This is a genomic window from Kitasatospora sp. HUAS MG31 (assembly GCF_040571325.1).
GTDB classification, from domain to species: Bacteria; Actinomycetota; Actinomycetes; order Streptomycetales; family Streptomycetaceae; genus Kitasatospora; species Kitasatospora camelliae.
The window spans coordinates 7,191,982-7,213,420 of record NZ_CP159872.1 but is presented as its reverse complement, the minus strand read 5'-3'; the positions used below and the strand labels follow the sequence as shown (position 1 = coordinate 7,213,420).

The 21,439-nt window shown below is 74.8% G+C and carries 20 protein-coding genes and 1 tRNA gene; 13 read left to right on the top strand and 8 right to left on the bottom strand.

The window, feature by feature from the left end; all coding sequences use genetic code 11:
- Nucleotides 1-2: 2 nt before the first annotated feature.
- From ABWK59_RS32460 to ABWK59_RS32430, 7 genes are all read left to right on the top strand, one after another.
- A complete protein-coding gene (locus ABWK59_RS32460; RefSeq protein ID WP_354644241.1) occupies nucleotides 3-938 on the top strand; it encodes a GNAT family N-acetyltransferase in 936 nt (311 codons plus the stop codon).
- Between the two features lie 189 nt (nucleotides 939-1,127).
- On the top strand, nucleotides 1,128-1,658 hold the full coding sequence (locus ABWK59_RS32455; RefSeq protein WP_354644240.1) for a DUF3291 domain-containing protein: 531 nt from the start codon (nucleotides 1,128-1,130) through the stop codon (nucleotides 1,656-1,658).
- 313 nt (nucleotides 1,659-1,971) lie between these two features.
- A complete protein-coding gene (locus tag ABWK59_RS32450) occupies nucleotides 1,972-2,427 on the top strand; it encodes a DUF2690 domain-containing protein (protein WP_354644239.1) in 456 nt (151 codons plus the stop codon).
- 366 nt (nucleotides 2,428-2,793) lie between these two features.
- Nucleotides 2,794-2,865: transfer RNA gene (locus ABWK59_RS32445), tRNA-Arg, on the top strand.
- Between the two features lie 3 nt (nucleotides 2,866-2,868).
- The gene (locus tag ABWK59_RS32440; RefSeq protein WP_354644238.1) at nucleotides 2,869-5,226 is read left to right on the top strand and encodes a hypothetical protein; all 2,358 of its coding nucleotides are present in this window, start codon (nucleotides 2,869-2,871) and stop codon (nucleotides 5,224-5,226) included.
- A 103-nt stretch (nucleotides 5,227-5,329) separates the two neighbouring features.
- Nucleotides 5,330-6,112, top strand: coding sequence for a GNAT family N-acetyltransferase (locus ABWK59_RS32435; protein WP_354644237.1), 783 nt, complete (start codon nucleotides 5,330-5,332; stop codon nucleotides 6,110-6,112).
- Nucleotides 6,113-6,234: 122 nt separating this feature from the next.
- Entirely contained in the window at nucleotides 6,235-6,954 is a 720-nt protein-coding gene (locus ABWK59_RS32430; protein WP_354644236.1) for a leucine-rich repeat domain-containing protein, read from the top strand.
- Between the two features lie 23 nt (nucleotides 6,955-6,977).
- On the opposite strand, the gene ABWK59_RS32425 is transcribed toward ABWK59_RS32430, so the two are convergent.
- Both ABWK59_RS32425 and ABWK59_RS32420 read right to left on the bottom strand, forming a co-directional pair.
- The gene (locus tag ABWK59_RS32425) at nucleotides 6,978-7,769 is read right to left on the bottom strand and encodes a (2Fe-2S)-binding protein (RefSeq protein WP_354644235.1); all 792 of its coding nucleotides are present in this window, start codon (nucleotides 7,767-7,769) and stop codon (nucleotides 6,978-6,980) included.
- 117 nt (nucleotides 7,770-7,886) lie between these two features.
- Entirely contained in the window at nucleotides 7,887-9,293 is a 1,407-nt protein-coding gene (locus tag ABWK59_RS32420) for an amidase (RefSeq protein ID WP_354644234.1), read from the bottom strand.
- A gap of 182 nt (nucleotides 9,294-9,475) precedes the next feature.
- Here ABWK59_RS32420 and ABWK59_RS32415 point away from each other — a divergent pair, with 182 nt between their 5' ends.
- Together ABWK59_RS32415 and ABWK59_RS32410 are read left to right on the top strand one after the other, a co-directional pair.
- Nucleotides 9,476-10,075 carry an HD domain-containing protein gene (locus tag ABWK59_RS32415; protein WP_354644233.1) on the top strand — a complete coding sequence of 200 codons (600 nt, stop codon included), beginning with the start codon at nucleotides 9,476-9,478 and terminating at the stop codon, nucleotides 10,073-10,075.
- A gap of 170 nt (nucleotides 10,076-10,245) precedes the next feature.
- Nucleotides 10,246-10,857 carry a dihydrofolate reductase family protein gene (locus ABWK59_RS32410; RefSeq protein ID WP_354644232.1) on the top strand — a complete coding sequence of 204 codons (612 nt, stop codon included), beginning with the start codon at nucleotides 10,246-10,248 and terminating at the stop codon, nucleotides 10,855-10,857.
- Nucleotides 10,858-10,872: 15 nt separating this feature from the next.
- Here the strand turns inward: ABWK59_RS32410 and ABWK59_RS32405 are convergent, their stop codons facing one another.
- Together ABWK59_RS32405 and ABWK59_RS32400 are read right to left on the bottom strand one after the other, a co-directional pair.
- Nucleotides 10,873-11,376: a nuclear transport factor 2 family protein gene (locus ABWK59_RS32405; RefSeq protein ID WP_354644231.1), complete on the bottom strand. Its 504-nt coding sequence runs from the start codon at nucleotides 11,374-11,376 to the stop codon at nucleotides 10,873-10,875.
- A 489-nt stretch (nucleotides 11,377-11,865) separates the two neighbouring features.
- Entirely contained in the window at nucleotides 11,866-13,878 is a 2,013-nt protein-coding gene (locus ABWK59_RS32400) for an ABC transporter ATP-binding protein (RefSeq protein ID WP_354644230.1), read from the bottom strand.
- Between the two features lie 505 nt (nucleotides 13,879-14,383).
- On the opposite strand from ABWK59_RS32400, the gene ABWK59_RS32395 reads away from it, so the two are divergent.
- Nucleotides 14,384-15,775 (top strand): hypothetical protein, encoded by a 1,392-nt coding sequence (locus ABWK59_RS32395; protein ID WP_354644229.1) that lies wholly within the window; start codon nucleotides 14,384-14,386, stop codon nucleotides 15,773-15,775.
- A gap of 144 nt (nucleotides 15,776-15,919) precedes the next feature.
- On the top strand, nucleotides 15,920-16,228 hold the full coding sequence (locus ABWK59_RS32390; protein WP_354644228.1) for a hypothetical protein: 309 nt from the start codon (nucleotides 15,920-15,922) through the stop codon (nucleotides 16,226-16,228).
- 58 nt (nucleotides 16,229-16,286) lie between these two features.
- Here the strand turns inward: ABWK59_RS32390 and ABWK59_RS32385 are convergent, their stop codons facing one another.
- Nucleotides 16,287-18,827, bottom strand: a complete 2,541-nt coding sequence (locus tag ABWK59_RS32385) for a DUF3376 domain-containing protein (RefSeq protein ID WP_354644227.1) — start codon at nucleotides 18,825-18,827, stop codon at nucleotides 16,287-16,289.
- A gap of 151 nt (nucleotides 18,828-18,978) precedes the next feature.
- Between ABWK59_RS32385 and ABWK59_RS32380 the strand changes: the two genes are divergently transcribed.
- Both ABWK59_RS32380 and ABWK59_RS32375 read left to right on the top strand, forming a co-directional pair.
- The gene (locus ABWK59_RS32380; RefSeq protein WP_354644226.1) at nucleotides 18,979-19,269 is read left to right on the top strand and encodes a hypothetical protein; all 291 of its coding nucleotides are present in this window, start codon (nucleotides 18,979-18,981) and stop codon (nucleotides 19,267-19,269) included.
- Between the two features lie 87 nt (nucleotides 19,270-19,356).
- Nucleotides 19,357-19,905 (top strand): LURP-one-related/scramblase family protein, encoded by a 549-nt coding sequence (locus ABWK59_RS32375; protein ID WP_354644225.1) that lies wholly within the window; start codon nucleotides 19,357-19,359, stop codon nucleotides 19,903-19,905.
- 14 nt (nucleotides 19,906-19,919) lie between these two features.
- Here ABWK59_RS32375 and ABWK59_RS32370 read toward each other — a convergent pair whose 3' ends face one another.
- The 3 genes from ABWK59_RS32370 to ABWK59_RS32360 form a co-directional block, all read right to left on the bottom strand.
- Complete coding sequence (locus ABWK59_RS32370) at nucleotides 19,920-20,279, bottom strand: hypothetical protein (RefSeq protein WP_354644224.1); 360 nt, start codon at nucleotides 20,277-20,279, stop codon at nucleotides 19,920-19,922.
- Between the two features lie 2 nt (nucleotides 20,280-20,281).
- Nucleotides 20,282-20,767, bottom strand: coding sequence for an iron chaperone (locus ABWK59_RS32365; RefSeq protein WP_420492885.1), 486 nt, complete (start codon nucleotides 20,765-20,767; stop codon nucleotides 20,282-20,284).
- A gap of 92 nt (nucleotides 20,768-20,859) precedes the next feature.
- Nucleotides 20,860-21,408, bottom strand: coding sequence for a hypothetical protein (locus ABWK59_RS32360; RefSeq protein ID WP_420492884.1), 549 nt, complete (start codon nucleotides 21,406-21,408; stop codon nucleotides 20,860-20,862).
- Between the last annotated feature and the right edge of the window lie 31 nt (nucleotides 21,409-21,439).

The window sequence follows — 21,439 nt, the reverse complement described above, 5'->3', positions numbered from 1 at the left end:
GCATGTCCTCCTTCACCCCGCTGGCCGACCGCTCCGACTGGTACCCGGCGTTCCGGCAGCGCCACCTCGACAGCTACCGGGCCACCGGTGTGCCGGCAGCCGCGGCGGAACTGCTGGTCGACCAGCTGCTGGACCCGGCACAGGACTGGACGGCCGTCGCGGTGACCGACGGGAACGGGCGGCGGATCGGCCAGGCCGTGGTGGGCGTCATCGATCCGCAGGGCCGGTCGATCGGCCGGATCGTCGACCTGTGGACCGACCCGGCCGAGGACCCCACCGGCGACCACCACCGCGCGGCCCGCGCCTGGGCGCAGGCCTGGTGCACCGAGCACGCGGCCCGGCGGGTGGCGGTCCGGCTCGCCGAGCCGCACCCGTCCTTCGCCGGGTACCCGGTGCGCTCGCAGACCCGGTACAAGGCCTTAGCCTCCCCGACCGCGGCCGCTGCGGGGCGCGCCGACGGTGTGACGACCCGTCCGATGACCGGGGCCGAGTACCCGGCCTGGGTCGCCGGTGAGCAGGAGAGCTACATCGCCGACATCGTCCGCTCCGGCACCAAGACCGCGGAGGAGGCCCGGAAGCAGGCCGAGCAGGAGTTCCTGGAGCTCCTCCCGGACGGGCCGGCGACAGCGGACACCGCGATCCTGGTGATCGAGGCCGACGGCGCGCAGGTCGGCGTGGTCTGGCTGCGACACGGCTACCTGCCCGGCGTCAGCTACCTCTACACGGTGGCGGTCCACCCGGAGCACCGCGGCCGGGGCTTCGGCCGCGCCGCCATGGCCGTCGCCGACGAGACCTCCGCCGCCGCCGGCGACCTGGGCCTGATGTTCAACGTGTTCGGCGGCAACGACGTCGCCATGAACCTCTACACCAGCGCCGGGTACCTCGTCCTGGAGGAGAGCCGCTCGATCGACCTGGCCCCCGCCAACGGCCGTGAATGACGGCGTGCCGTCCTCCGGAGCCGAGACCACCGACGTGACGCCGGCCTGAGGAGGCGGACGAGGCCACGTGGGCAGGGAAAACGCAACTTCGACACGGCCCGCGGAGGCGGCTACCTTCACCTGGTCTCCGGCGATCGCCCACGGTCGCACCGGAGTTCCTCCAAGCTGAGCCGCACCAGGGAGAGACGCATGCCCCACCTCGCGCTGTACACATTCGGCGTCCTGAAGTCACCTCTCGCCGATCCCGGCCCCCTCACGCGCGAGCTCTACGACACCGGCGAGGCCGTCTACCGAAAGATCGGCCAGGCCCCCGGGTACCTCGCGCATGCCGAACCGGCAGGCACTGACCGGGGCGAGCTCTTCGATGCGGACTGGGGTGCATGGGGAGAGTTCGCCGTACCGACCTGGTACGACAAGGGCCGTACGGCGGAGACCACCGCCCTGGCCGCGACCCTCTCACTCTGGACCGACCTCCAGCCCGCCTTCGACGCCGTCTACACCGGCCTGCACCGTGCGGCACTGAACAGGCGTCACGACTGGTTCGAGAGGACGGCACACCCGACTCACGTGATCTGGTGGATATCCGACGACGTGACACCCACCTGGCAGGACGGGGCCTCCAGGCTGGAACACCTCCACGCCCACGGCTCCGCGCCGCACGCCTTCACCTTCCAGCACCCGTTCGCCCCGGACGGAACTCCGACCAGGACCAATCGCTGACACGGAAGCACGGCGGATCCGCCGGCAGCCGGGCTTGGCGCTCACCATGCAGCCGGTCCCGGCGCGGCGCTGTCCGTGGTGATCACCGGATCGCCCTGCAGCGCCCGCGACCGCTCCAGGAGGTCCCGCAGCACGGGCAGGGTCGGCGGGTGTCCGTCGCGCCAGTACCGTCCGCGTCCCGGAGCCCGACCCGCCAGCCATGACAGGTCAGCTCCGGGCCGCGTCACTGGACTTGGTACCACCCGCGTTGCTCCCCGGCATTCCGATCTGCAAAGATCACCGCCAACATTCCCCCCACCTTCGGGAGAACTCCATGCGTGTTTCCCTTTTCGCGAAGCGGGCCGCCGTCATCGGCGCCGCCACGATCGCTCTGGCCACTGCTCTCAGCGGTAACGCCAACGCCCTCGCCCGCGACGGCGAGGACCCGATCGCCTCCGGTTGCGCCGCGGACGCCCGCACCGTCCGCTCGGTGCCGCTGACCAACGGCTCGGCCTTCACCTACGGCACCATGGAGCTGCGCTACAGCCCGTACTGCCGCACCACCTGGGCCCGGGTGTGGTCCGACGGCGACGACCTGTTCGCCCGCGTGGTCCGCGACCAGGGCGGCTACTTCCAGGACTGCAGCACGCCCACCTGGAACAGCGGCGCCGGCCGGTACACCTGCTTCACCCGGATGGTCAACGACGCCGGCTTCACCTCGCACGCCTGGGGCTGGGCCTCGAACAGCAGCGGCTACGCCAGCTACACCGCCCAGACCGCCAGCTACTGAGCCCCCGTCGACCACAGGTTGACGCCCCGGTAGTCCAGGAGAGCGGTTGATCCGGCCGGCGAACGGCAGCGGCCGCCGGTGATCCGGAACTCCCCCAGGGCGACCAGCCCTGACCGCCTGGTGGGCGGGGAGCGGTGCGAGCAGGGGTACCACGACCTGCGGACCGACTCCCGAGACAGCCGCTCACCGGGTACCCGCGCCACACCCACCGCCACCGCGGGTCACCACACCCCGCGGTCACCACACCCCTGCCCGTACCGCGACGGGCCGGTGGAGGCGCCTGTGCGCGTGCCGGTGGACGCGTGGAAGCACCGGCGGAATTCGATGGCCGAACCGGAGACGGGTCCGCTAGGTTCGGCGACACCACGACGTGTAGCTCAGCAGCAGAGCGCCGGGCTTCTTACCCGGAGGGCGCGGGGGCGGCACCCGCCACGTCGGCCTATGGACGAGACCCAGGACACCCCGACCGTCGCCGCCTCCTACCCGCGCGCGCAGCTGGCCAAGGCCTTCACCACCGCCGTGCTCCACCCGGATCCCGCCGTCCGCCGGGGCGCCCGGGAACGGTCCCGGGGCTGGCGCGACGTCCTCGCCGGCCTCGCCGACGGGACGCTGGACATCGGCTCCCGCACCCCGGTCCGCGGACTGCCCGCCTGGGTCACCCCCCGGGTCCTGCGCGGCGGCTTCGCCACCGGATCCGCCGCCGCCGAAGGCCCGTTGGAGCCGTACGAGCGCGAGGCCGCCCGGGCCGCCGGACTCCCCGAGCAGCGCGGCGCCCTCTTCGCGTACAGCCTCACCGAGCCGGGCCTGGCCCGCCTCTGGGCCCTGCTCGACAGCGGCCGGTACGCGGTGCAGGTGCCCGAGGAGGCCGCCCTGCTCACCGTGGCCTGGCTGGTCGGTGCCGGGGAGACCGGCGCCGCCCTCGAACTCGTCGACCAGCTCCGGCCGTTCGCCGACCGGCTGCGGTTCACCCCCCGGCCCGCGACCGGGCCCGCCCCCGACCCGGGGATGCTGCACCGCCGGACGGTCGCCGACACCGCCCTCGCCCTGCGACGGCGCCGGCCCAACCCGGCGATCGAGACCCAGCGGGAGGCCCTCGCGGTCTGGCACCCGTTCGGCGACGAGGTGCTCACGCACTGGCTGGAGACCTGCGGCGAGGACGGTCGCGCGCTCGGCCGGGAACCGGACGCCGACTGGCAGCGGCGCAGCGCCGAACTGCTGGCCCGCTACCGGGAACTGGCGCAGGCCCACCCGTACTGCGGCAAGCACCGGAACCCCAAGCAGAACCTGGGCGTCCTGCTCGGCTGCCTGGAGGAGACCGCCGGCGGGCGCCCGCTGGACCCGCGCCGGCTCGGCCTGCTGCGGCAGGCGGTGACCGCCATGGTGCGGCGTCGCGGCCGGCCCGGATCCGACCGGCACACCGCCCTCCGGCAGGAGCAGGCCCGGCAGGCGGCGCTCCCCTCGCACCACCGGCTGGCGCAGCTGGTGCTGCGCCGGCTCACCCCGCTCCCCCAGCTCACCGGACTGGTCGGGTTCGACCCGGTCCTCGCCCCGGTCACCGCGGCGGAGGAGTCGGAGACCGGGCTGCCGGCCGGCGCCGTGATCCCGCCGGCGATCCGCAGGGTGGTGGAGACCGCGCTCAGCGCCCCGATCGGCACGCTGGTGGAGCGCGGCGTGGTGCCCTCCGCCGAGGTACTCGCCGAACTGGTCCCGCAGTTGGTCGCGGTCACCGCCGGCCGGGCGTACCCGGACCCGGCGCTGCGCACCCTGATGACCACCCACCACCGGGCGTTCTCCGACCGGCGTTCGCTGCTGCTGCTCAACCTGGAGCGGCAGGTGCGGATGGAGGAGCTGCCCTGGGTGCGTGCGGTCGCCGAACGCCGCCACGGGGCCGCGGGGGCACCGGACGCTCTGGCCGCTCTGCGGCAGCTGGGCGAGCTGGCGGTGGCGGCGTTTCCGGCGACCGTGCTGCCCAACCCGCTGATCCGCGAACTCGGCGTGCTCGCGCGGCAGTCCGGGCTGGAGGTGCCGCTGGTCGAGGAGCTGGCCGCGGACATCTTCATGGGCACGTTCAGCCCCAAGTTCGCCTCGGCCGCCGCCATCGCGGCCGAGCTGCTGGAGGGCAGCCTGTACGCCCGCTACTACGGGATCGACGGTGCGGCGGTCTGGGCGCTGGGGGCATCCCCGGCGGCGCCCCGATCCGGGACGGGTACGCTCCGGGGTTCCGGTCCGAACCGGGGCTACGACACGAACAGGGGCGCCCGGTTCGCCGGGATGTGTGCCGTCCGGGCGGGCGGGCCGACGCTCTCCCGGTCGGTCGCGGCCAACGGCCGGGTGATCGAGCAGTCCCAGATCCTCACCACGCACAACCTGGCCGTCCTGGTCGCGGTGGTCGGGATCGCGCCCGAGCCGGGCTGGGCCGACCTGGCGTTCCGCTCCTTCCGGACGGTCTGCCGGCTGACGGCCCGGCTGCAGGACAACCCGCGCCCGCTGCCCACCGTCAAGGACGCGGCGTACGCCTGGCGGCAGATGCTGTTCCACCTCGCGCAGTGCCCGGAGGCGGAGCAGCGCGACCTGATCGACCACCTGCCGGAGGAGGCCCGCCGCTATCCGGCGCATGTCGCCGCCCGGCTGGAGCCCGCGCTGGCCGGTCTCCGCCTGGTCGCCGGGGGCGGGGAGTTCACCCCGGAGGGTACGGCCCGGGTGGCCGGTCTGCCCGGCCCGGCCCGCAGGTTCCTCGGCTGGACCACCGGGGGCCACTGGCTGGTGCCCGATCCGTTCGGGCCGCCCGTCGCCTCCTGACCGTGCCCAGCGCCGGCCGGTGGGCGCTTTGCGGCGGTTGGCGGGTCTTCGGTCGGTCTTATTCCGCGGGCGGTCGGGGCGGCGGCTCTGGCAGGATCCGGTCATGTCCGACGATCTTCTGGCCCTGAGGGCCCATGGCCTCTGGCAGGAACTGGCCTCCGCTTCCGTGGCGTTCCCCCCGGCGGGCGGCACCAGCGTGGTCGTCTCGCCGAACTCCGGCATGTGTCCGCCCGGTTGGGTGGGAGCGGTGTCCATCGGCGGGTCGGCGATCGTGACCGCGCCGGGTGAGCCCGAGGCCGCCGCCGTCCGGACGGCGCTGGCAGGCCGGTCCGCACGGGAGGCCACCGACCCGGGGTTCCTGCGGTCGGTCCTCCCGGTGGAGCGGGTCCTCGGACCGGCGGCCCTCGCCTACCTCGCGCCGGACGCGCTCCGCCCGCCGCCGGGCGCACCGGTGGTGGAGCGACTGCCGGCCGACCACCCGGGCCGGCGGGAGCTTGAAGGCGAAGCGGGCGAGGAGGACGCGGCGGAGTCCGGCATCGCCGCGATCACCTCGCCGGCCTTCGTGGCGCGGGAGCACGGCCGGGTGGTGGCGGCCTGCGGCTACCGTTCCTGGCCCGCCCGGACCGCCCAGTTCTGCGTGCTGACGGCGCCCGACCGGCGGGGCCGGGGGCTGGCCGCGGCCACCGGTGCGGCCGCCGCGGCGCACGCCCTCGCCGCCGGTCTCCTCCCGCAGTGGCGGGCCCGGGTCCCCGCGTCCCGGCGGGTCGCCCAGGTGCTGGGCTTCCGCGAGCTGGGCGTCCAGCTGAGCGTCCGCCTCACCGAGGCGGGCCTCTCCGGCGCCCGAACCGGCCCCGGAGGAGAGGCGGCGCCTTCCCGGACATGGTGAGGGTCAGTCCTGGGAAGTGGTGCGGCGGTCGGCGGGAGTCACCCCGGGCCGGCCACGACCTGGTGGAGAATCGGGACGCGGCGCCGGGCGCCGTGATCCGGACGAGTGCAAGGGGTGCCGGCATGGCGAGGGAGTGCAACTTCTGGAGGCGGGGGGCCACCGAGGTGCCGGAGGAGGTGTGGGCCGATCCGGAGCTGGAGGTGCTGATCCTCGCCGACAACGAGCTGACCGCCGTCCCGTCGCGGATCGGCGGCCTCCGGCGCCTGCGGACGCTCGACCTCGGGCACAACCGGATCGCCGAACTCCCGGACGCCATCGGCGATCTGCCGGCCCTCACCGGTTTCCTCTACCTGCACGACAACCGGCTGACCAAGGTGCCGGGGACGCTCGGTCGACTGACCCGGCTGCGCTACCTCAACCTCGGCGAGAACCAGCTCACCGAACTCCCCGACACCATCGGCGAGATGCGCGATCTGGTCGAACTCCGCTGCCAGCACAACCGGTTGACCGCCCTCCCCGCCACGCTCGGCGATCTGACGCAGCTGCGCGAGCTGTGGCTGCGCGGCAACGCCCTGACCGGACTCCCGTCCTCCGTCGGCGGGTTGACCGAGCTCCGGCAGCTCGAACTCCGTGAGAACGCCCTCACCGGGGTGCCGCCCGCGCTGGCCGGACTGCCGCTGCTCCGCCACCTCGACCTGCGCGCCAACCGCCTCTCCGCCCTGCCGTCCTGGCTCGGTGACCTGCCCGCCCTGGAGAAGCTGGACCTGCGCTGGAACCCGGTCCGGCCCGACCCCCGCCTGCTGGAGCGGCTGGCCGCACGCGGCTGCGTCGTCCTGGCCTGAAACACCACGCCGCGGACGTCCCGTCAGCCTCGCCGCGGGGGACGGTCGAAGACGCAGTCGCCGCACAGGCCGCCACCCGGCACCCGGTAGTACAGGCAGCAGGAGGTGCGCCGGAATCGCGGCGGGCCGCCCGGGACGGAGAGGGTCCCGGTGCCGTGCAGCGGCGGCCGGTCGAGGAGGGCCCGGGCCAGCGTCTCGGCCCGCCGGGCGGCCTCCCTGCCGCGGACCCCCGGCGCGGCGGCCAGCACCCGGACCGTACCCATCAGCGCGGAGGCCGCGTTGCCGTCCAGCAGCCCGGCCGCCACCGGGGCGTGGGCGCGGACCGCCTCGGCGAGCGGCGCCAGGTTCCCGTCCAGGACGACCCGGTGGAGTTCCTCGACCACTGCCCCGTCCCTCGCCGCTCCCCCGTCCGCGGTGGTGCCCGGGCACGGCAGCCAGAGGTCCAGCGGGCCCTGCGCCGGCAGGGCCCAGTGCGCGCGGTCGGGGTGCAGGTCGGGGACGACCCCGCCGAGCGCGGCCGCACCGAGGGCCACCGACCAGAGGCGGGCGGCCAGTCCGAGGTGGACGGTGGAGGCGGCCACCCTCGCCTCGTTTGTCCCGAGCCGCCGGCCGACCTCGGCGATCCGTTCGGCGAGCGGGCCGCCGGGCGCTATGGCGTACAGGTCCCGCAGCAGGCGGAAGCCCTCCGGCGGCGTGCCACCGGCCGGCCCGGCGCGGACGGCGAAGTACGGGCCGATCCGGCCCACCCGGTCCAGCAGCGCCCCGGGGTTCGGGACGTCGTGCGGGCGGGCCGGGGTGGGGTCGGGGGTCGTCATCGTGGGGAGTCGCTCCAGGATCCTCGGACGGCCCCGGTCGGGGCTCGGCAACGGCGGCGGCCCCACGGATCGTAGCGACCCGGTCGCCCGTGCCGGGTCAGTCGGCCGCCGTGGCGGTCAGTCCTGGATGCGGCGCCAGGGCCGGTCGGCCTCCAGGGCGAACGCCAGCTCCAGCAGCAGCCGTTCCTGCCCGTGCCCGGCCGAGAGGTGGACGCCGATCGGCAGGCCGTTGTCCGCGCTGCCGGTGGGCAGGGCGATCCCGGGCCCGCCCGTGATGTTGTTCACCGGGGTGAAGGCCACGTACCGGTTGAGCCGCTCCAGGAGTTCCTCGAAGGGCACGTTCGGGCTGAGGTGGCCGAGCGGCGGGGCGACGTGGGCGAGCACCGGGGAGAGCACCACGTCGTGCCGGCGGAAGAGGCCGGCGTAGGCGCGCTCGGACTGCCGCAGGCGGCGCAGCACGGCGGGGAGCTTGGGGAATTCGCGGTGGAAGCGGCCGCGCAGGCCACTGGTGAGGCCGTCGAGGCGGCCGGCCTGGAAGCTGCGGTCGAGGATCAGCTTGCCGGTGACGGCGATCACGAACGCGATGTAGCCCCAGTAGCTGACGAAGTCGCGGGAGAACTGCTCGCCGAACGGCAGCTCGACCGGTTCGACGCGGTGGCCCATGGCCTCCAGCCGGGCGGCGGTCTCCTCGACGGCGCGGCGGGTCTCGGGGTCGGTGGGGGCGGCCACCGGGGAGTCGACCAGCAGGCCGATCCGGACCGGGCGGTCGCCGGGGCCCTCGACCAGGCCGAGCGGCGGCAGGGAGGGGTTGCGGTGGAGCCGTTCGGCGGCGGCGAAGAAGGCGGCGGTGTCGCGGACGGAGCGGGTGACCACGCCGTCGGTGACGATGTCGATCGGCAGCCGGCGGCCCTGTTCGTTGGCCACCAGCCGGCCGCGGGTGGGCTTGAGGCCGACCAGTCCGCAGCAGGCGGCGGGGATGCGGATGGATCCGCCGCCGTCGTTGGCGTGCGCGATGGGCACCACGCCGGCGGCCACCAGGGCGGCCGAGCCGCCGGAGGAGGCGCCGGGCGAGTGCGTGGTGAGCCACGGGTTGCGGACCGGGTCGGCGGCCGCGAACTCGGTGGAGGCGTTGAGGCCGAACTCGGGCAGCCGGGTCTTGCCCAGGACGGCGAGGCCCGTGCCCAGCAGCTGGTCGGCGAAGGGGGCCGTCCGGCGGGCGGGGCGGGCCCGGAAGGCGGCGCTGCCGTGGTTGGTCGGCATGCCCCGCAGGTCCACGTTGTCCTTGAGGTAGGTGGGTACGCCGTGGAGCGGTGCGTCGCTGCGGGTCCGGTCCAGGCGCGGTGTGGCGTGGGCGTCGAAGGCGATCGGCGCGAGCGCGCCGTCCACGGCCCGGGCGCGTTCCGCCGCGGCGGCGGCCAGTTCCTCCGGGCTGACCTCCCCGGCCCGTACCAGCGCCGCCAGCGCCACCGCGTCGTGGTCGCCCAGGGCGTCGTCACCGAACGCGTGGACCCGCTCGTCTGCCATCCGAAATCCCCATCCCTACCGGTCGGTAATACCGTGCGGGCATCCTAGGGCGGCCGACCGCCCTCCGACACCCCGTCCGCCCCACCGGGCCCACACACCCGTGGGACCACTGGCCGTACACCATGATCGACGCGGGCCGGTCGCGGAGCCGTTCCGGCGGGCCCGCGGGGTACGCTGCGGCGGTGACCCTTCCGACTCCCGGGGACGTCCGTGCCCTGCACGAGAAGCACGCCCCGAGCCGTGCGGCCCTGGCCGAGGTCCTCACGCACTGCGAGATCGTCGCCCGGATCGCGCTGCGGATCGCCGAGGACCGCCAGCTGCCGGTGGACACCGCGCTGGTGGAGGTGGGCGCGCTGGCGCACGACATCGGCGTCTACCTGGTCGGCGACGGGCCGTACATTCGGCACGGCCTGCTCGGGCACGACCTGCTGCGGGACGAGGGGTGGGACGAGGAGCTGTGCCGGTTCGCCTCCTGCCACACCGGCGTCGGCCTGACCCGGCACGACGTCACCACCCAGGGCCTGCCGCTGCCGGTGGCCGACTACCTGCCGCGCAGCGCCGAGGAGCGGCTGGTGATGTACGCGGACAAGTTCCACACCAAGAGCCGTCCGCCGGCGTTCCTGGACGCGGCCGCCTACGCCGTGCGGGTGGCCCGGTTCGGGGCGGCGAAGTCCGAGGCGTTCGCCGACCTGGTCGCCGAGTACGGCGAACCCGACCTGGCCGGCCTGGCCGCCGCGTACGGTCAGCCGCTGGAACGCGGCGCGGACCTGCACACCCTCTGACGGGGGCCTCCGGCGACGGGGTGCCGCAGGCGACGGGGTGCCGGCCCGGGTGGCTCACGGGGTTTCACCGCACCGGTACGGCGTGGTGCGGCGGCCCGGGCCGCCCGGGCTCTGGGAGGCTGACGGGCGGGGAGGACCCGTACCGACCGACCAGACCGTGGAGCCGCCCGATGGCCACCCTCAGCCTCACCACCTTCCTCACCCTGGACGGCGTCATGCAGGCGCCCGGCGGCCCGGACGAGGACACCAGCGGCGGCTTCACGTACGGCGGCTGGCAGTTTCCGTTCGGGGACGACGAGGGGAACCGCTTCATCGTCGAGCACTTCGAGAACGCCCGCGGTTTCCTGCTCGGCCGCCGCACCTACGAGATCTTCGCCGGGTACTGGCCGAAGAAGACCGACCCCGCGGACCCGATCGCCACCAAGCTCAACGCCCTGCCCAAGTACGTGGCCTCGACCACCCTGCGGGACCCGGACTGGTCCGGCACCACGGTCCTCGGGCCGGACACGGCCGCCGAGGTCGCCCGGGTCAAGCGGGAACTGCCCGACGGGGAGCTGCAGATCTGGGGCAGCGGGGTGCTCGCCCGGTCGCTGATGGCGGCCGAGCTGATCGACGTCTACCACCTGCTGGTGTACCCGGTGGTGCTGGGCGCGGGCCGCCGCCTGTTCGGCGAGGGCGGCCGGCCGACCGCGTTCCGCCTCGACGCCTCGCGCACCACCTCCACCGGGGTGGGCATCCACACCTACCGTCCCGTCGGGCGACCGGAGTTCGGCAGCTACTGACCCGCCACCGACCCGCTACACACCCGCCGCCGGACGCCCCTCCGCCCCGGGTGCCATCAGCTGGGGCGGCTGCCCGTCGGTCCAGACCGCGCGGACCGCCATCCGGCTGAAGCGCCAGCCGTCGGGCGTCCGGCGCAGGTCCGCCTCGTACACGCCGCCGACCGTGAACAGCGGGGCGGCGTCCGGTCCGCGCTCCTTCAGCACGGCCTCGGGGTGGACGTGCACCATCAACGCGTTCCACCGCGCGGTGGCTCCGTGCTCGCTGTCCTCGCCGCTCTCGCCGCGCGGCTCGACGATGATGCCCGAGGCCATGTGCTGGGTGCGGTCGAAGCGGCCCAGCGCCACCTCGGCGGCCCGTACGGCCGCCGCACCCCGGTCGGCCCCGATCGGCGTCTCCATCCGCGCGTCCTCCGTGAAGTAGGGACGCGCCCACCCGCTCGTGAACTCCCGCGCGTCCAGGGCCTGGAACAGCCGGTGGACGAGCGCGCCGATCTCCTGATGATCCGCCTGTGTGGTCATGTCCCCACCCTCCAACCTCAACCTCGCTTGAAGTCAAGCCCTCCCCGAGACGTCGTCCCGGGCCGTGAGAACCACGAACCACTCCGCCACCGCTCGCTGAGTCCCGCGCCAGCGGATCCGGGGTGGTCACCGCCGACGGGCAGTCTTCCGACCACTTCCGGAGAGCAACGGGGTCGACGCCGGGTCGGGGGCGGTCGAGTCGAGGCGGACGTTCCAGGCGCCACCCATCCGAACTCCCGTGCCGACGGCGAGCGGTGTCTCCTCCCAGCCGTCGCGGCCCGTGGCGCCCCCGGGGCCGGCCCCGAGTTGCGCCTTCGCGCCGCCCGCGCCGGGCGGCGGGACGGCCGCGGAAGACGGGTGTGCGTGCGCCGGGTGACGAACCCCGTCCGCTCCCGTCGGCAGTTGAACAACTTCCGGGAGCAGCACCGCTGGTGGCCCGCCTCTCGATCCGTCGGGAGGCGGGCCACACCATTGGCGCCGTGCGGCGGCTCAGGGGCCGGCGGTGCGCTGGCCCGGGACGGTGCGGTCGAGTTGGAGGTCGAGGAGTTCCCGGAACAGGCCGGTGGGCTCGGCTGCGAGGGTGGTGTAGGTGCCCTCCTGGACGATCCGGCCGCGGCTCATCACCAGGATCCGGTCGGCCAGCTTGGTGTTGGCCAGGTTGTGGGTGACCAGGACGGTGATCCGGCCCGGTGCCAGCTCGCGGACGGCGTGCAGGATGCGGTGCTCGGCAGCCGGGTCGAGGTCGGAGGTGGGCTCGTCCAGGACCAGCAGGCCGGGGGCCTGCCGGGTGCGGTAGAGGGAGCGGGCGACCGCGGCGCGCTGCCACTCGCCGCCGGAGAGCTGGTGGCCGCCGAGCCATTCCTGGGCCAGCAGGGTCCGCCAGCCGGAGCGGAGGCCCGCGACCACCTCGTCGAAGGACGCCCGGCGGGCGGCCTCCTCCACCGCGGCCCGCACCTCCTCGGGGGCGGTACCCGGCGCGCAGAGGTGGACGTTCTCCAGTGCCGGCAGCGGCCAGCGGGCGAACTCCTGCGGCGTGTAGGCGACCCGCCGCCACAGCTCCTCGGCGTCCAGGTCGCCGATCGGCACCCCGTCCCAGGGGATCTCGCCGCGGCCGGGTTCCGGGAGGAGCAGTCCGGTGAGCAGCCGGGTGAGGGTGCTCTTGCCGGAGCCGTTGTGGCCGACCACGGCGACCACCTCGCCCTGGCGCAGCGTCAGGTCGATGTCCTGGAGGGCGGCCTTCTCCTCGGTGCCGGGGTAGACGTAGCCGAGTGAGCGGACCCGGATCTCGGCGGGCGCGCCGGGGACGACCGGGCCGCGCCGGATCCGCATGCCGCCGGCCCGGTCCAGGAAGTCCGCCCAGTCGTCCAGGTAGAGGCCGATCCGGTACAGGCGGGCGCCGGTGCCGACGACGCCCTGCAGGCCGGTGGCGGCGGTCCGCAGGGCGAAGGTGGCGGCGAGGGCGGAGGCCGTCGTGATGCGGCCGGTGGCGACGGTGGCGAGCAGGGTGCCCCACACCAGGAGGGTGCCCAGGCCGGTGGCGAGGGCGGCGAGCGCGGAGACGCGCGCGGCCAGGCGGGTGGCCCGGTCGGTCTCGGCGGCGATCCTCGCGTCGGCGGCCCGGTACTTGCTGAGCAGCAGCGGGGCGATGGTGCTGGCCCGGACCTGGTCGGCGTGGAGCTTGTCGACCGCCCACCACCGGTAGATCCGCAGCGCCCGCCGCTCGTCGGTGGTGGCCAGGGCGGCCAGGTAGTGGATCCGGGCGGTCCGGACGGCGGCCACGCCGGCGGGCACCGAGCCGGCGACCAGGGCGGGGAACAGCAGCGGGTCGAGGGTGGCGACGATGCCGGCGGCGGCGAGGAAGGAGACGGCGGCGGCGATCACGTCCAGGGCGTCGTGCAGCAGGTCGGGGGCGGTGTCCGCACCCCGGTCGGCGGCCTCCCAACTGTCGTTGAACGCGGGAGTGTTGTAGGCGGCGAGTTCCGCCCTGGTGCCGGCCTCGACCAGGGCGAGCTCGGCCCCGCGGGCGATCCTCGGGGTGATCCGGCCGGAGAGGGCGACGATCGCGATGCCCAGCAGGGCGCGGCCCGCGGCGGAGACCGCGAGGACCGCGATCGGCGCGGCGGTGTCCCGCAGCCGGCCGGTCACCGGGCCGTCCCGCATGACCCGGGACAGGGAGGCGGCGGTCGCGGACAGCACCACCGCCCCCAGGACCCCGGACAGCGCCTGGCAGACCAGCACGGCGGCCGTCGCCCGCCGGTCGGCCTGCCAGGCGAGGCCGAGGGCGCGGCGGACCAGGTACGGCAGCCGGCGCACCATCGCGCCGGTCGACAGCGAGGCGCCGACGGCGGCCCGCTTGTCGCCCGGCAGGTCGAACCGCAGGGTCTCGTCGTGTTCGGGCTGTCGGGGTTCCTCCGCCTGCTCGGGCCGCGGGGTGGATGCGGTCCGTGCGGTGGCGCTGCCGGGTCGGTCCGGGTGTTCCTCCGGCGCCGGGTGCTGGGCCACGGGCTCTCCCTCTGTCTGACGGGTCGGGACAGCCCGATAGGCCCCTGAGCAGGCGGGATGCTGTGCTCAGGGGCTGCGCCACGGCGGGCAGGAGAGGGCAGGGGACAGTAGGGAGGAGGCGGCGGGACGCCGGTCGGGTTGAATCCTGGCAGCCCGTTCCGACGGCTCCCGGCGTGTCTCCCGCGCCCTCACACGATGTGGGCAATCACGTGTCGCGGTCGGCGAGTTGCTGGATGTCGATCACCGGACCCCGCTCGGCTCGGCCACGACGCGCCCTCGGCTCACCGGCGCGGCAGCGAGCCCGCGCGGAGGTCGGTCACGGAGATCGGTCACGGAGATCGGTCACGGAGATCGGGGCGGCGGTCGGGGCGGCGGTCGGGTCGTTCCGGCACGCGGCGCACCGGGCCGCAAAGCGGCCGGGACCGGTCCGGGGGCGGCCGTTCGGGGACGGACGTCGGGCGGTAGGCTGCGGCGCCCGAACATGTGATCAAGAGGGGGACGAGTCGTGAGCAACGTCAACTGGGGGCCACCGTCGAACCCGCCGGGCGGAGCGGGAACTCCCGGCGGACCGGCCGGTCACGGCCACCCCGGCGGGTACGGTTCCGCCCCGGGCGGCGCGGGCTGGCAGGGCGGCGGGCCCGGTTGGCAGGGTGCGGGCCCCGGTTGGCAGGGCGGCCCGGGCTGGCCGCCGTACCCACCGCTGGCGCCGCAGCCCGGGGTGATCCCGCTGCGTCCGCTCGGTGTGAGCGAGATCCTCGGCGGGGTGGCCAAGGTGATGCAGCGGTACGCCAAGGCGCTGTACGTCCAGCTGATCGGCGTGACCGCCGTCGCCGTCGCGCTGGTCGCGGCCTACGCCTTCTTCGCCTACACCGCGCTGTTCGACCTCTACGCCGACACCCGGCGGTACTACGAGTACGAGCCGACCACCAGTCAGACGATCTCACTGATCACGGTGATCGTGGTCGGCTGGCTGCTGCTCTTCGGCTGCATCACCGCGATCCAGGTCATCGCCTCGGCCACCGGTACCCGGGTGGTGCACCACGCGGTGCTCGGACGGCCGGTGACCGCCCGCGACCTGTGGGCGGAGTCCAAGCCGTACGTGTGGCGGATCCTCGGCTCGTACCTGCTGCTGGCACTGGTGGTCGGCGGGATCGTCCTGGCCGGCCTGCTGCCCATGCTGGTCGCGCTGGCGCTCGGCGCGGAGGAGGGGTCGCTGCTGCTGATGCCGCTGGTGGTGGTCGGCTGGGGCGTGGGCATGTACGCCCAGGTGCGGCTGGTGCTGCAGGTGCCGGTCCTGGTCCTGGAGGACGCGCGCCCGCTGGCGGCGGTCCGCCGGGCGTGGAAGCTGAACGAGGGCGCGTGGTGGCGCAGCCTGGGCATCCCGTACCTGGTCAGTATGGTCGGGTCGCTCGCCGCGCAGATCGCCCTGACGCCGTTCACGGTGCTGGGCTTCGTCGTCCTGTTCGCCTCCGGTGGCGCCGAGATGGGCGAGCCCGGGTGGGAGCCCGGACTCGGGGGCCTGATCGGGTTCGGCGCCCTGCTCTTCGCGGGCATGGTGGTCGGCACCGCCGTGACCATGCCGCTGCTGCCGGTGACCCACACCCTGCTGTACGCGGACCGCCGGATCCGCCGGGAGAGCCTGGACGTCGCCCTCGCCGCGGCCGCCGGTCTCGCGCCCGCCGGTCCGCCCCCTGCCGCTGCGGACGCCCCGGAGCAGTCCTCCTCCACCATCCCGCCGCAGCAGCCGGGCCCCGTGACTGACACCGGGACCGACACCGGGGACGACGCCGGGACCGACGCCGGGACCGACGCCGGGACCGTCGGCCTCACGAAGGCCGAGACGGAGGAGCGCGACACCGACGCGTCCGAGCGGCCGGGCCCCCACCAGCCGTCCTGACCCCGACGCCCCACCTGCGCCGAACGCACGAGAACCCGCGCCGGACCCCGCACCCCGCCGAGCCGCGCTCCCACCCCGGGAGCCGGCCCGGGTGCGGGGTTCACGCATGAGGGGGCTGTCGGCCGCAGCCGCTACTCTGACGCCGTGTCGGTCAACATCAACGTCTCCCTGTCCGTCACCGGTCTCACCGATCAGCCGCAGGTCGAGCGCGTGGTCGAGGAGTTGCGCGAGCTGATGGGTGAGGAGGGCATCAGCCGCGAGGTCGAGGTCTCCCGGGCGGGCGGCACGGACGGGGACCTCGGGGTGGTCGCCGCGAACGGCCCGTTCCCGCTGAGCATCAGCCGCTTCTCCCAGTGGCAGCCGCACTTCGAGGGCATGGTCGCCTTCACCGTCCGCGAGGTCGCGCCCCAGGCGAGGATCGCGATCGACTGGGGCTACCCCGACGAGCGGTAGCCCGAAGGCCTCCCCCACCAGATCACACCGCGTCCCACCGCGTCCCACCGAGCCTCCGTCAGAGCGCCAGGCACAGCACCAGCGCGACCGTCGCCACCACGCCGAGCACGCACAGCGCCGCGACCAGCACCGCGGTCCGCCGCAGGCCGCGCAGGTCCCGCCGGACGGCCGCGTGCAGCGGGTCGGGGCGCGGGTCCCGGTGGAGCTGGGAGCGGGTGTGCCGGGTGAACCGCCGCAGCAGCCGCAGGATCCAGCCACCGGTCGGCCGCGCGGGGCCGAGCGCCGCCCGGAGGTACGGGTGGACGCGGCGCAGCAGCCGCTGGGTGACGGTCGGGTCGGCGTCGGGGGCGGGGTCGCTGAGCAGCAGGGCGAGGGCGGAGCCGACGGCGCGGCGCAGGGAGTCGCGGCCCTGGTCGGTCTCGGCGAAGGAGTGCAGCAGGGCGCTGTCGTCCTGGAGGAGTTCGTCGAGGTTGCGGCGCATCCGGTCGTGGCCGGTCTCGGCGGCCATGACGGCGGTGTGGAGGCGGCGTTCGGCGGCGTTCCGTTCGCCGGGGGACGGGAGCAGGACGCGCAGCAGGTGGTGGACGGCGTCGAGCCGTCCCCAGGCGAAGTCGGAGGCGCGCCAGTCCTCGTGGACGAAGGCGCCGAAGTGGTTGAGCCGGACGCCGTACAGCTTGCGGTCGCCGATGTCGGTGTAGCGGTCCTGGTCGAAGAGCGGGCCGGTGGTGTCGGGGCCTAGCCGGAGGAAGGTGAACCGGGGGGTGGGGGGTTCGACGGCGGTGGCGGCGGGGGCGAAGGCGTGGGTGAGGACCTCGACGGCGAGGCAGCAGGCGACGAGGTCCTCGGTGCTGGTCCAGCGGGTGCCGTGGTGCCGGAGGGCCTCCAGGTAGGCCTCGGCGGCCTCGCGGACGAGGGTGCCGAGGGTGTGCGGGACCCGGAGCCGGGCGAAGACCTCGCCGATCCGCTCGACCACGGTCGCGTCGCCGAGGTCGGTGCGGGGGCTCTCGGCGAGTTCGCGGTGGACGGCGTCGAGGACGGCGAGGGTGGCGCGGAGCTGCCGGCTGAGGGTGGCGGTGGCGGTGGTGACGGCGGCGGACCGCTCCGGGCTGCCGTCGCGGTGGGACTTGAGGTCGTCGAGGAGCAGGCGGATGACCCGTTCGGCGGGGGCGAGTCCCCAGGTCCAGGTGGTGAGGTCGGGGTGGTGCACCGGGTCGGTGTGCGGGGTGGGGCGGGGCGGGAGCCAGTTGGTGTCGCGGTCGAGCAGCCGGGCGGGGTCGGTCTCGGGGGTGGGGACGAGGGTGCGGACGGTGTCGGCGTCGGCCATGCCGCGGCGGGCCTCGTCGACGACGGCGGCGGCTCGCAGTTCGCGGTAGTCGTCGACGAGTTCGGCGGCGTGCAGGATGAGCCGGGTGGCGTGGCCGGGTTCCTCGCGCATCCGGCGGAACAGGCGGTTCTGGACCTCGCCGACGCTGGTGCGGAGCCGGGCGGCGAGGTCCTCGGTGCCGGAGCGGAAGTTGCCCTCGCGCGGGTAGAGCAGGGCGTTGGAGGCGGCTTCGGTCCAGAGGATGTCCTCGCACCGCTTGCCGCCGATGCGTTCCTGGGGGACGCGTCCCGCGGAGGGCACCACGTACACCAGGACCCGTTCGAAGGGGCCGTCGACCCGGCGTCCGCCGATCGCGTCGAGGACGGGCCGGAAGGGCTCGTTGTCGAGGATGCCGCCGTCCATCACGCAGCTGGTGGGGATGCCGGCGGGGTGTTCCCGGTGGTCGCGCATCGGGTCCTCGTGCACGGGGGCGAAGGCGACGGGGAAGCCCGCGGTCGCCCGGGCGGCGCGGAGCAGGGCGGAGCCGGGGTGGCCGACGTCGCCGGTGAAGTCGCGGCGGGGGCGTTCGCGGATCCGCCAGTCGCCGCCGGTGCCGCCGGGCCCGCCGCGGACGCCGTCCGTCGCGGGATCAGCCCCGTGGGGATCGGGGCCCGCGGTGCCGCCGGCGGGCTCGTAGCCGAGGGCGCCGGTGTCCTGCTGGAAGCGGTAGACGCGCCGGTGGTCGCGGACGTCGAACCGGCCGCCGTAGCCGTCCACGTAGCTCTGCGGCCGGCCGTCGAGGGCGGTGGCGGTGAGGAAGAGGGTGACCGGTTCGGCGGTCTGCGGGACCTCGCCCATCCGCCGGACCACCTCGCCGAGCGCCTCCTCGACCACCTCGCCGCGCATCAGGGCGGCGGAGGCGTCGGGGGCGAGCAGCCGGTCGAGGGCGGCGGTCTCGCTCCAGGTGTCGCGCAGGTACGGCAGGGCGACGCCGCGGCCGATCGCGGTGGCGAGCAGCATGCCGTTGAGGCCGCCGGCGGAGGTGCCGGCGATCACGTCGATCAGCACGCGTTTGCCGGCGTCGCGGCAGAGCCGCTGCCAGAGCCGGAACACCGGGCGGTCCTCCGGCCGCTCGACGGAGGACTCGGGGTCGCCGCGGGAGGCGCGGCGCAGCAGGTCCAGTTCGTGGGCGACGCCGCCCATCCAGACGGCGAGGCTGATGCCCCCGTTGAGGACGAGCGCGAGCCGGACTTCCCGGGGCGTGGCGGTCGGGGCAGCGGGGCGCGTTTCTGCCATGGCGGCAGACTAGGGGGACGGCGGCGCGGGGCGGGGGCGGCTCGGCGGGCGGGTCAGCCACTCGGGTGCGTGGGCTTGCGGCGTCGGCCCGCCGCGTGGGGCCGTGCTCCGTCCGTGTGCCGGGGCCGGGACGGTGGGCCATGCTGGAGGTATGGCGATCACGGTCATGATCGAACCCGGCGGTCCCGGGCGCGGTGGCGCCCTCATGTCGGGCAGCGCGTGGACGGGTGGGGCGGCGGCGTACGGGACGGTGCACGCGGCGCCGGTGGACGTCCCGCTGACGCGGACGCTGTGCGAGGCGCCCGCCGCGGGGATGAGCGAGTGGGACATGCGGGCGCCCGGAGGCGTGGACTGGTACCCGCAGGCGCTGCGGGCGCGGGTCTGCGAGGCCTGCGACCAGGCCGTCCAGGAGCTGCACCTGTGGGCTCCGCAGCCGGCCTGACCTGCGGGCCGCGGCTCGCAGGGGCGGGTCGGCCCCTACTTCGGCCCATACTGGAGACGCGGGGGTGAGGCGGGAGAGGACGGCACCATGTTCGGCGAACGACGGGAGCGCCGGGAGGCCAACCGCGCCTTCGAGCACGGCGAGGGTGTGACCCGGTACCGGATGCGGCAGAAGGCGATCGCGATCGGCGACGACTACTGGATCGACGACGAGTCCGGGGAGCACGTGTACAAGGTGGACGGCAAGGTGATGCGCGTCCGCCACACCTTCTACCTGGAGGACCGCGAGGGCCACCGGGTGGCGACCGTCCAGGGCCGGCCGATGCGGATCAAGGACTCGATGGCGATCGACGACGCGGAGGGCCACCGGATCGCCGAGGTCAAGAAGGCCGTGATCAGCCCGATCCGGGACCGGTGGACCATCAAGCAGGAGGACGGCGACGAGCTCTCCGTCCAGGGCAACGTGGTCGACCACGAGTACACCATCGAGCGTGACGGCTACAAGATCGCCGAGGTCTCGAAGAAGTGGTTCCGGGTGCGCGACACCTACGGCGTGGACATCGGCCCCGGCGCCGACCACACCACCATGCTCGCGGCCGCGGTCGCCATCGACTCCATGGCCCACCCGGGCGACTGAGCCCTGGCGCGGGGCTACCCGGTGCGGGGTGGCCGCGCGCGGCGGCGGCGCAGTTCCGCGAGCCAGTCCCGTACCTGGGCGTCGTCGTGCAGGTACGGCTGCTCCGGGCCCGGGCGGAGGTCGATCCCGTGGAGAAGGTCCAGGGCCCACCGGCGCAGTTCCTCCCGCTCCGGCCCGTCCTCCTCGCCGGCGTCCGCATCATCGTCGTCGAAGTACCAGCGCCCGGCCCACCGGTCGGCCGCGTCCCGGCTGACCCGGCCCTCGGCCACGGCGGCGAACCAGCCCTCGATCGCGTCCAGGTCCGGCCGGGTATCGCCGCCCACGGGCTCGCCGTGCTGACGGTCCGTGGGCCGGCGTCCGGGTGCGGTGGTCACGCTCAGCCGGCCGCCTTCCGGACGAGCTCGGTGATCCGGGCCTCGACGGCGGGGGTGAGCGTGGTGAGGGCGAAGGTGGTGGCCCACAGGGCGCCGTCGTCGAGGTTCGCCTGGTCGCTGAAGCCGAGCGTGGCGTAGCGCGACTTGAACTTGGCCGCGCTCTGGAAGAAGCAGACGACCTTGCCGTTCCTGGCGTACGAGGGCATCCCGTACCAGAGCTTGGGGGTGAGGTCGGGGGCGGCGGCCCGGACGATGGCGTGGATCCGCTCGGCGAGGACCCGGTCGTCCTCCCCCATCTCGGCGATCTTCGCGAGCACATCGGCCTCGGGGTCGGTCTTGGCTCCGCGGGCGCCGCGCGCGGCGGACTTGAGCTCCTTGGCGTGCTCCTTCATCGCGGCGCGCTCCTCCTCCGTGAAGCCGTCGTAGGAGGCCTCGGTGGCGGCGGTGCTGCGGGCGGACTTCGTGGCGGACTTCACGGTGCTCGTCATGGCGGTGTCCCTCGTCTCCGGTGGCTCTCGTTCGCGGTGATTCCATGGTAGGAATCCGGACCGGGTGGCGGCTTCTCCGAAACTGATCGGGTTCAACCCAGGTGCCGAGCCCAGTCGGTGAGCAGGGCGAAGTCCTCGGCGGTGAGGCCGATCCGCGGGTCGATCCGGTGCAGGAGGGCCGGTCCGCGGTGGTGGTCCCGGGCCCAGGCGCGGTCGGCGTCGGTGATCTGGTCGTCGACCCAGGCGAACGGTCGGCCGCTGGCCCAGTCGACGATCTCCGGGGTCTTCCAGAAGACGCCGCCGACCGTTTCGGGCCGCGGCTCGGGCCAGGCGATGTACGGCAGTTCGGGCAGGCCGAGCAGGGGCGCGAGGAAGTCGTTGGCCTCCTCCTCCCAGGTGGTCGCCCAGACGAGGTCGAAGGGCAGCGCGGCGAGGGCGGGGCCGTGGCCGGGGTTGAGCCAGACCCGCAGCGGCTTGACCGGCTTGTTCGGCAGGCCCCACGCGCTCAGCCGGCGCCGCTCGGCGGCCTCCCACCGGGGGGTCTGCAGCCGGTGCGTCAGATAGCCCTCGGGCCGCCGGTACGGCTTCGCCGCGTACGGGTTCAGCGGTCCGTCCACGTCCACCAGCAGCATCGGCCGCATCGGTGCCACCCCCCAGAGATCGTTTGCCGCA

Excerpts from the sequence above, each read along its gene's own strand:
- ABWK59_RS32430 (WP_354644236.1), top strand. The coding sequence starts at position 6,235 with ATGGCGAGGGAGTGCAACTTCTGGAGGCGGGGGGCCACCGAGGTGCCG.
- ABWK59_RS32425 (WP_354644235.1), bottom strand. The coding sequence starts at position 7,769 with ATGACGACCCCCGACCCCACCCCGGCCCGCCCGCACGACGTCCCGAAC.
- ABWK59_RS32410 (WP_354644232.1), top strand. The coding sequence starts at position 10,246 with ATGGCCACCCTCAGCCTCACCACCTTCCTCACCCTGGACGGCGTCATG.
- ABWK59_RS32375 (WP_354644225.1), top strand. The coding sequence starts at position 19,357 with ATGTTCGGCGAACGACGGGAGCGCCGGGAGGCCAACCGCGCCTTCGAG.
- ABWK59_RS32380 (WP_354644226.1), top strand. The coding sequence starts at position 18,979 with ATGGCGATCACGGTCATGATCGAACCCGGCGGTCCCGGGCGCGGTGGC.
- ABWK59_RS32385 (WP_354644227.1), bottom strand. The coding sequence starts at position 18,827 with ATGGCAGAAACGCGCCCCGCTGCCCCGACCGCCACGCCCCGGGAAGTC.
- ABWK59_RS32360 (WP_420492884.1), bottom strand. The coding sequence starts at position 21,408 with ATGCGGCCGATGCTGCTGGTGGACGTGGACGGACCGCTGAACCCGTAC.
- ABWK59_RS32450 (WP_354644239.1), top strand. The coding sequence starts at position 1,972 with ATGCGTGTTTCCCTTTTCGCGAAGCGGGCCGCCGTCATCGGCGCCGCC.
- ABWK59_RS32365 (WP_420492885.1), bottom strand. The coding sequence starts at position 20,767 with ATGACGAGCACCGTGAAGTCCGCCACGAAGTCCGCCCGCAGCACCGCC.
- ABWK59_RS32460 (WP_354644241.1), top strand. The coding sequence starts at position 3 with ATGTCCTCCTTCACCCCGCTGGCCGACCGCTCCGACTGGTACCCGGCG.
- ABWK59_RS32420 (WP_354644234.1), bottom strand. The coding sequence starts at position 9,293 with ATGGCAGACGAGCGGGTCCACGCGTTCGGTGACGACGCCCTGGGCGAC.
- ABWK59_RS32435 (WP_354644237.1), top strand. The coding sequence starts at position 5,330 with ATGTCCGACGATCTTCTGGCCCTGAGGGCCCATGGCCTCTGGCAGGAA.
- ABWK59_RS32440 (WP_354644238.1), top strand. The coding sequence starts at position 2,869 with ATGGACGAGACCCAGGACACCCCGACCGTCGCCGCCTCCTACCCGCGC.
- ABWK59_RS32405 (WP_354644231.1), bottom strand. The coding sequence starts at position 11,376 with ATGACCACACAGGCGGATCATCAGGAGATCGGCGCGCTCGTCCACCGG.
- ABWK59_RS32455 (WP_354644240.1), top strand. The coding sequence starts at position 1,128 with ATGCCCCACCTCGCGCTGTACACATTCGGCGTCCTGAAGTCACCTCTC.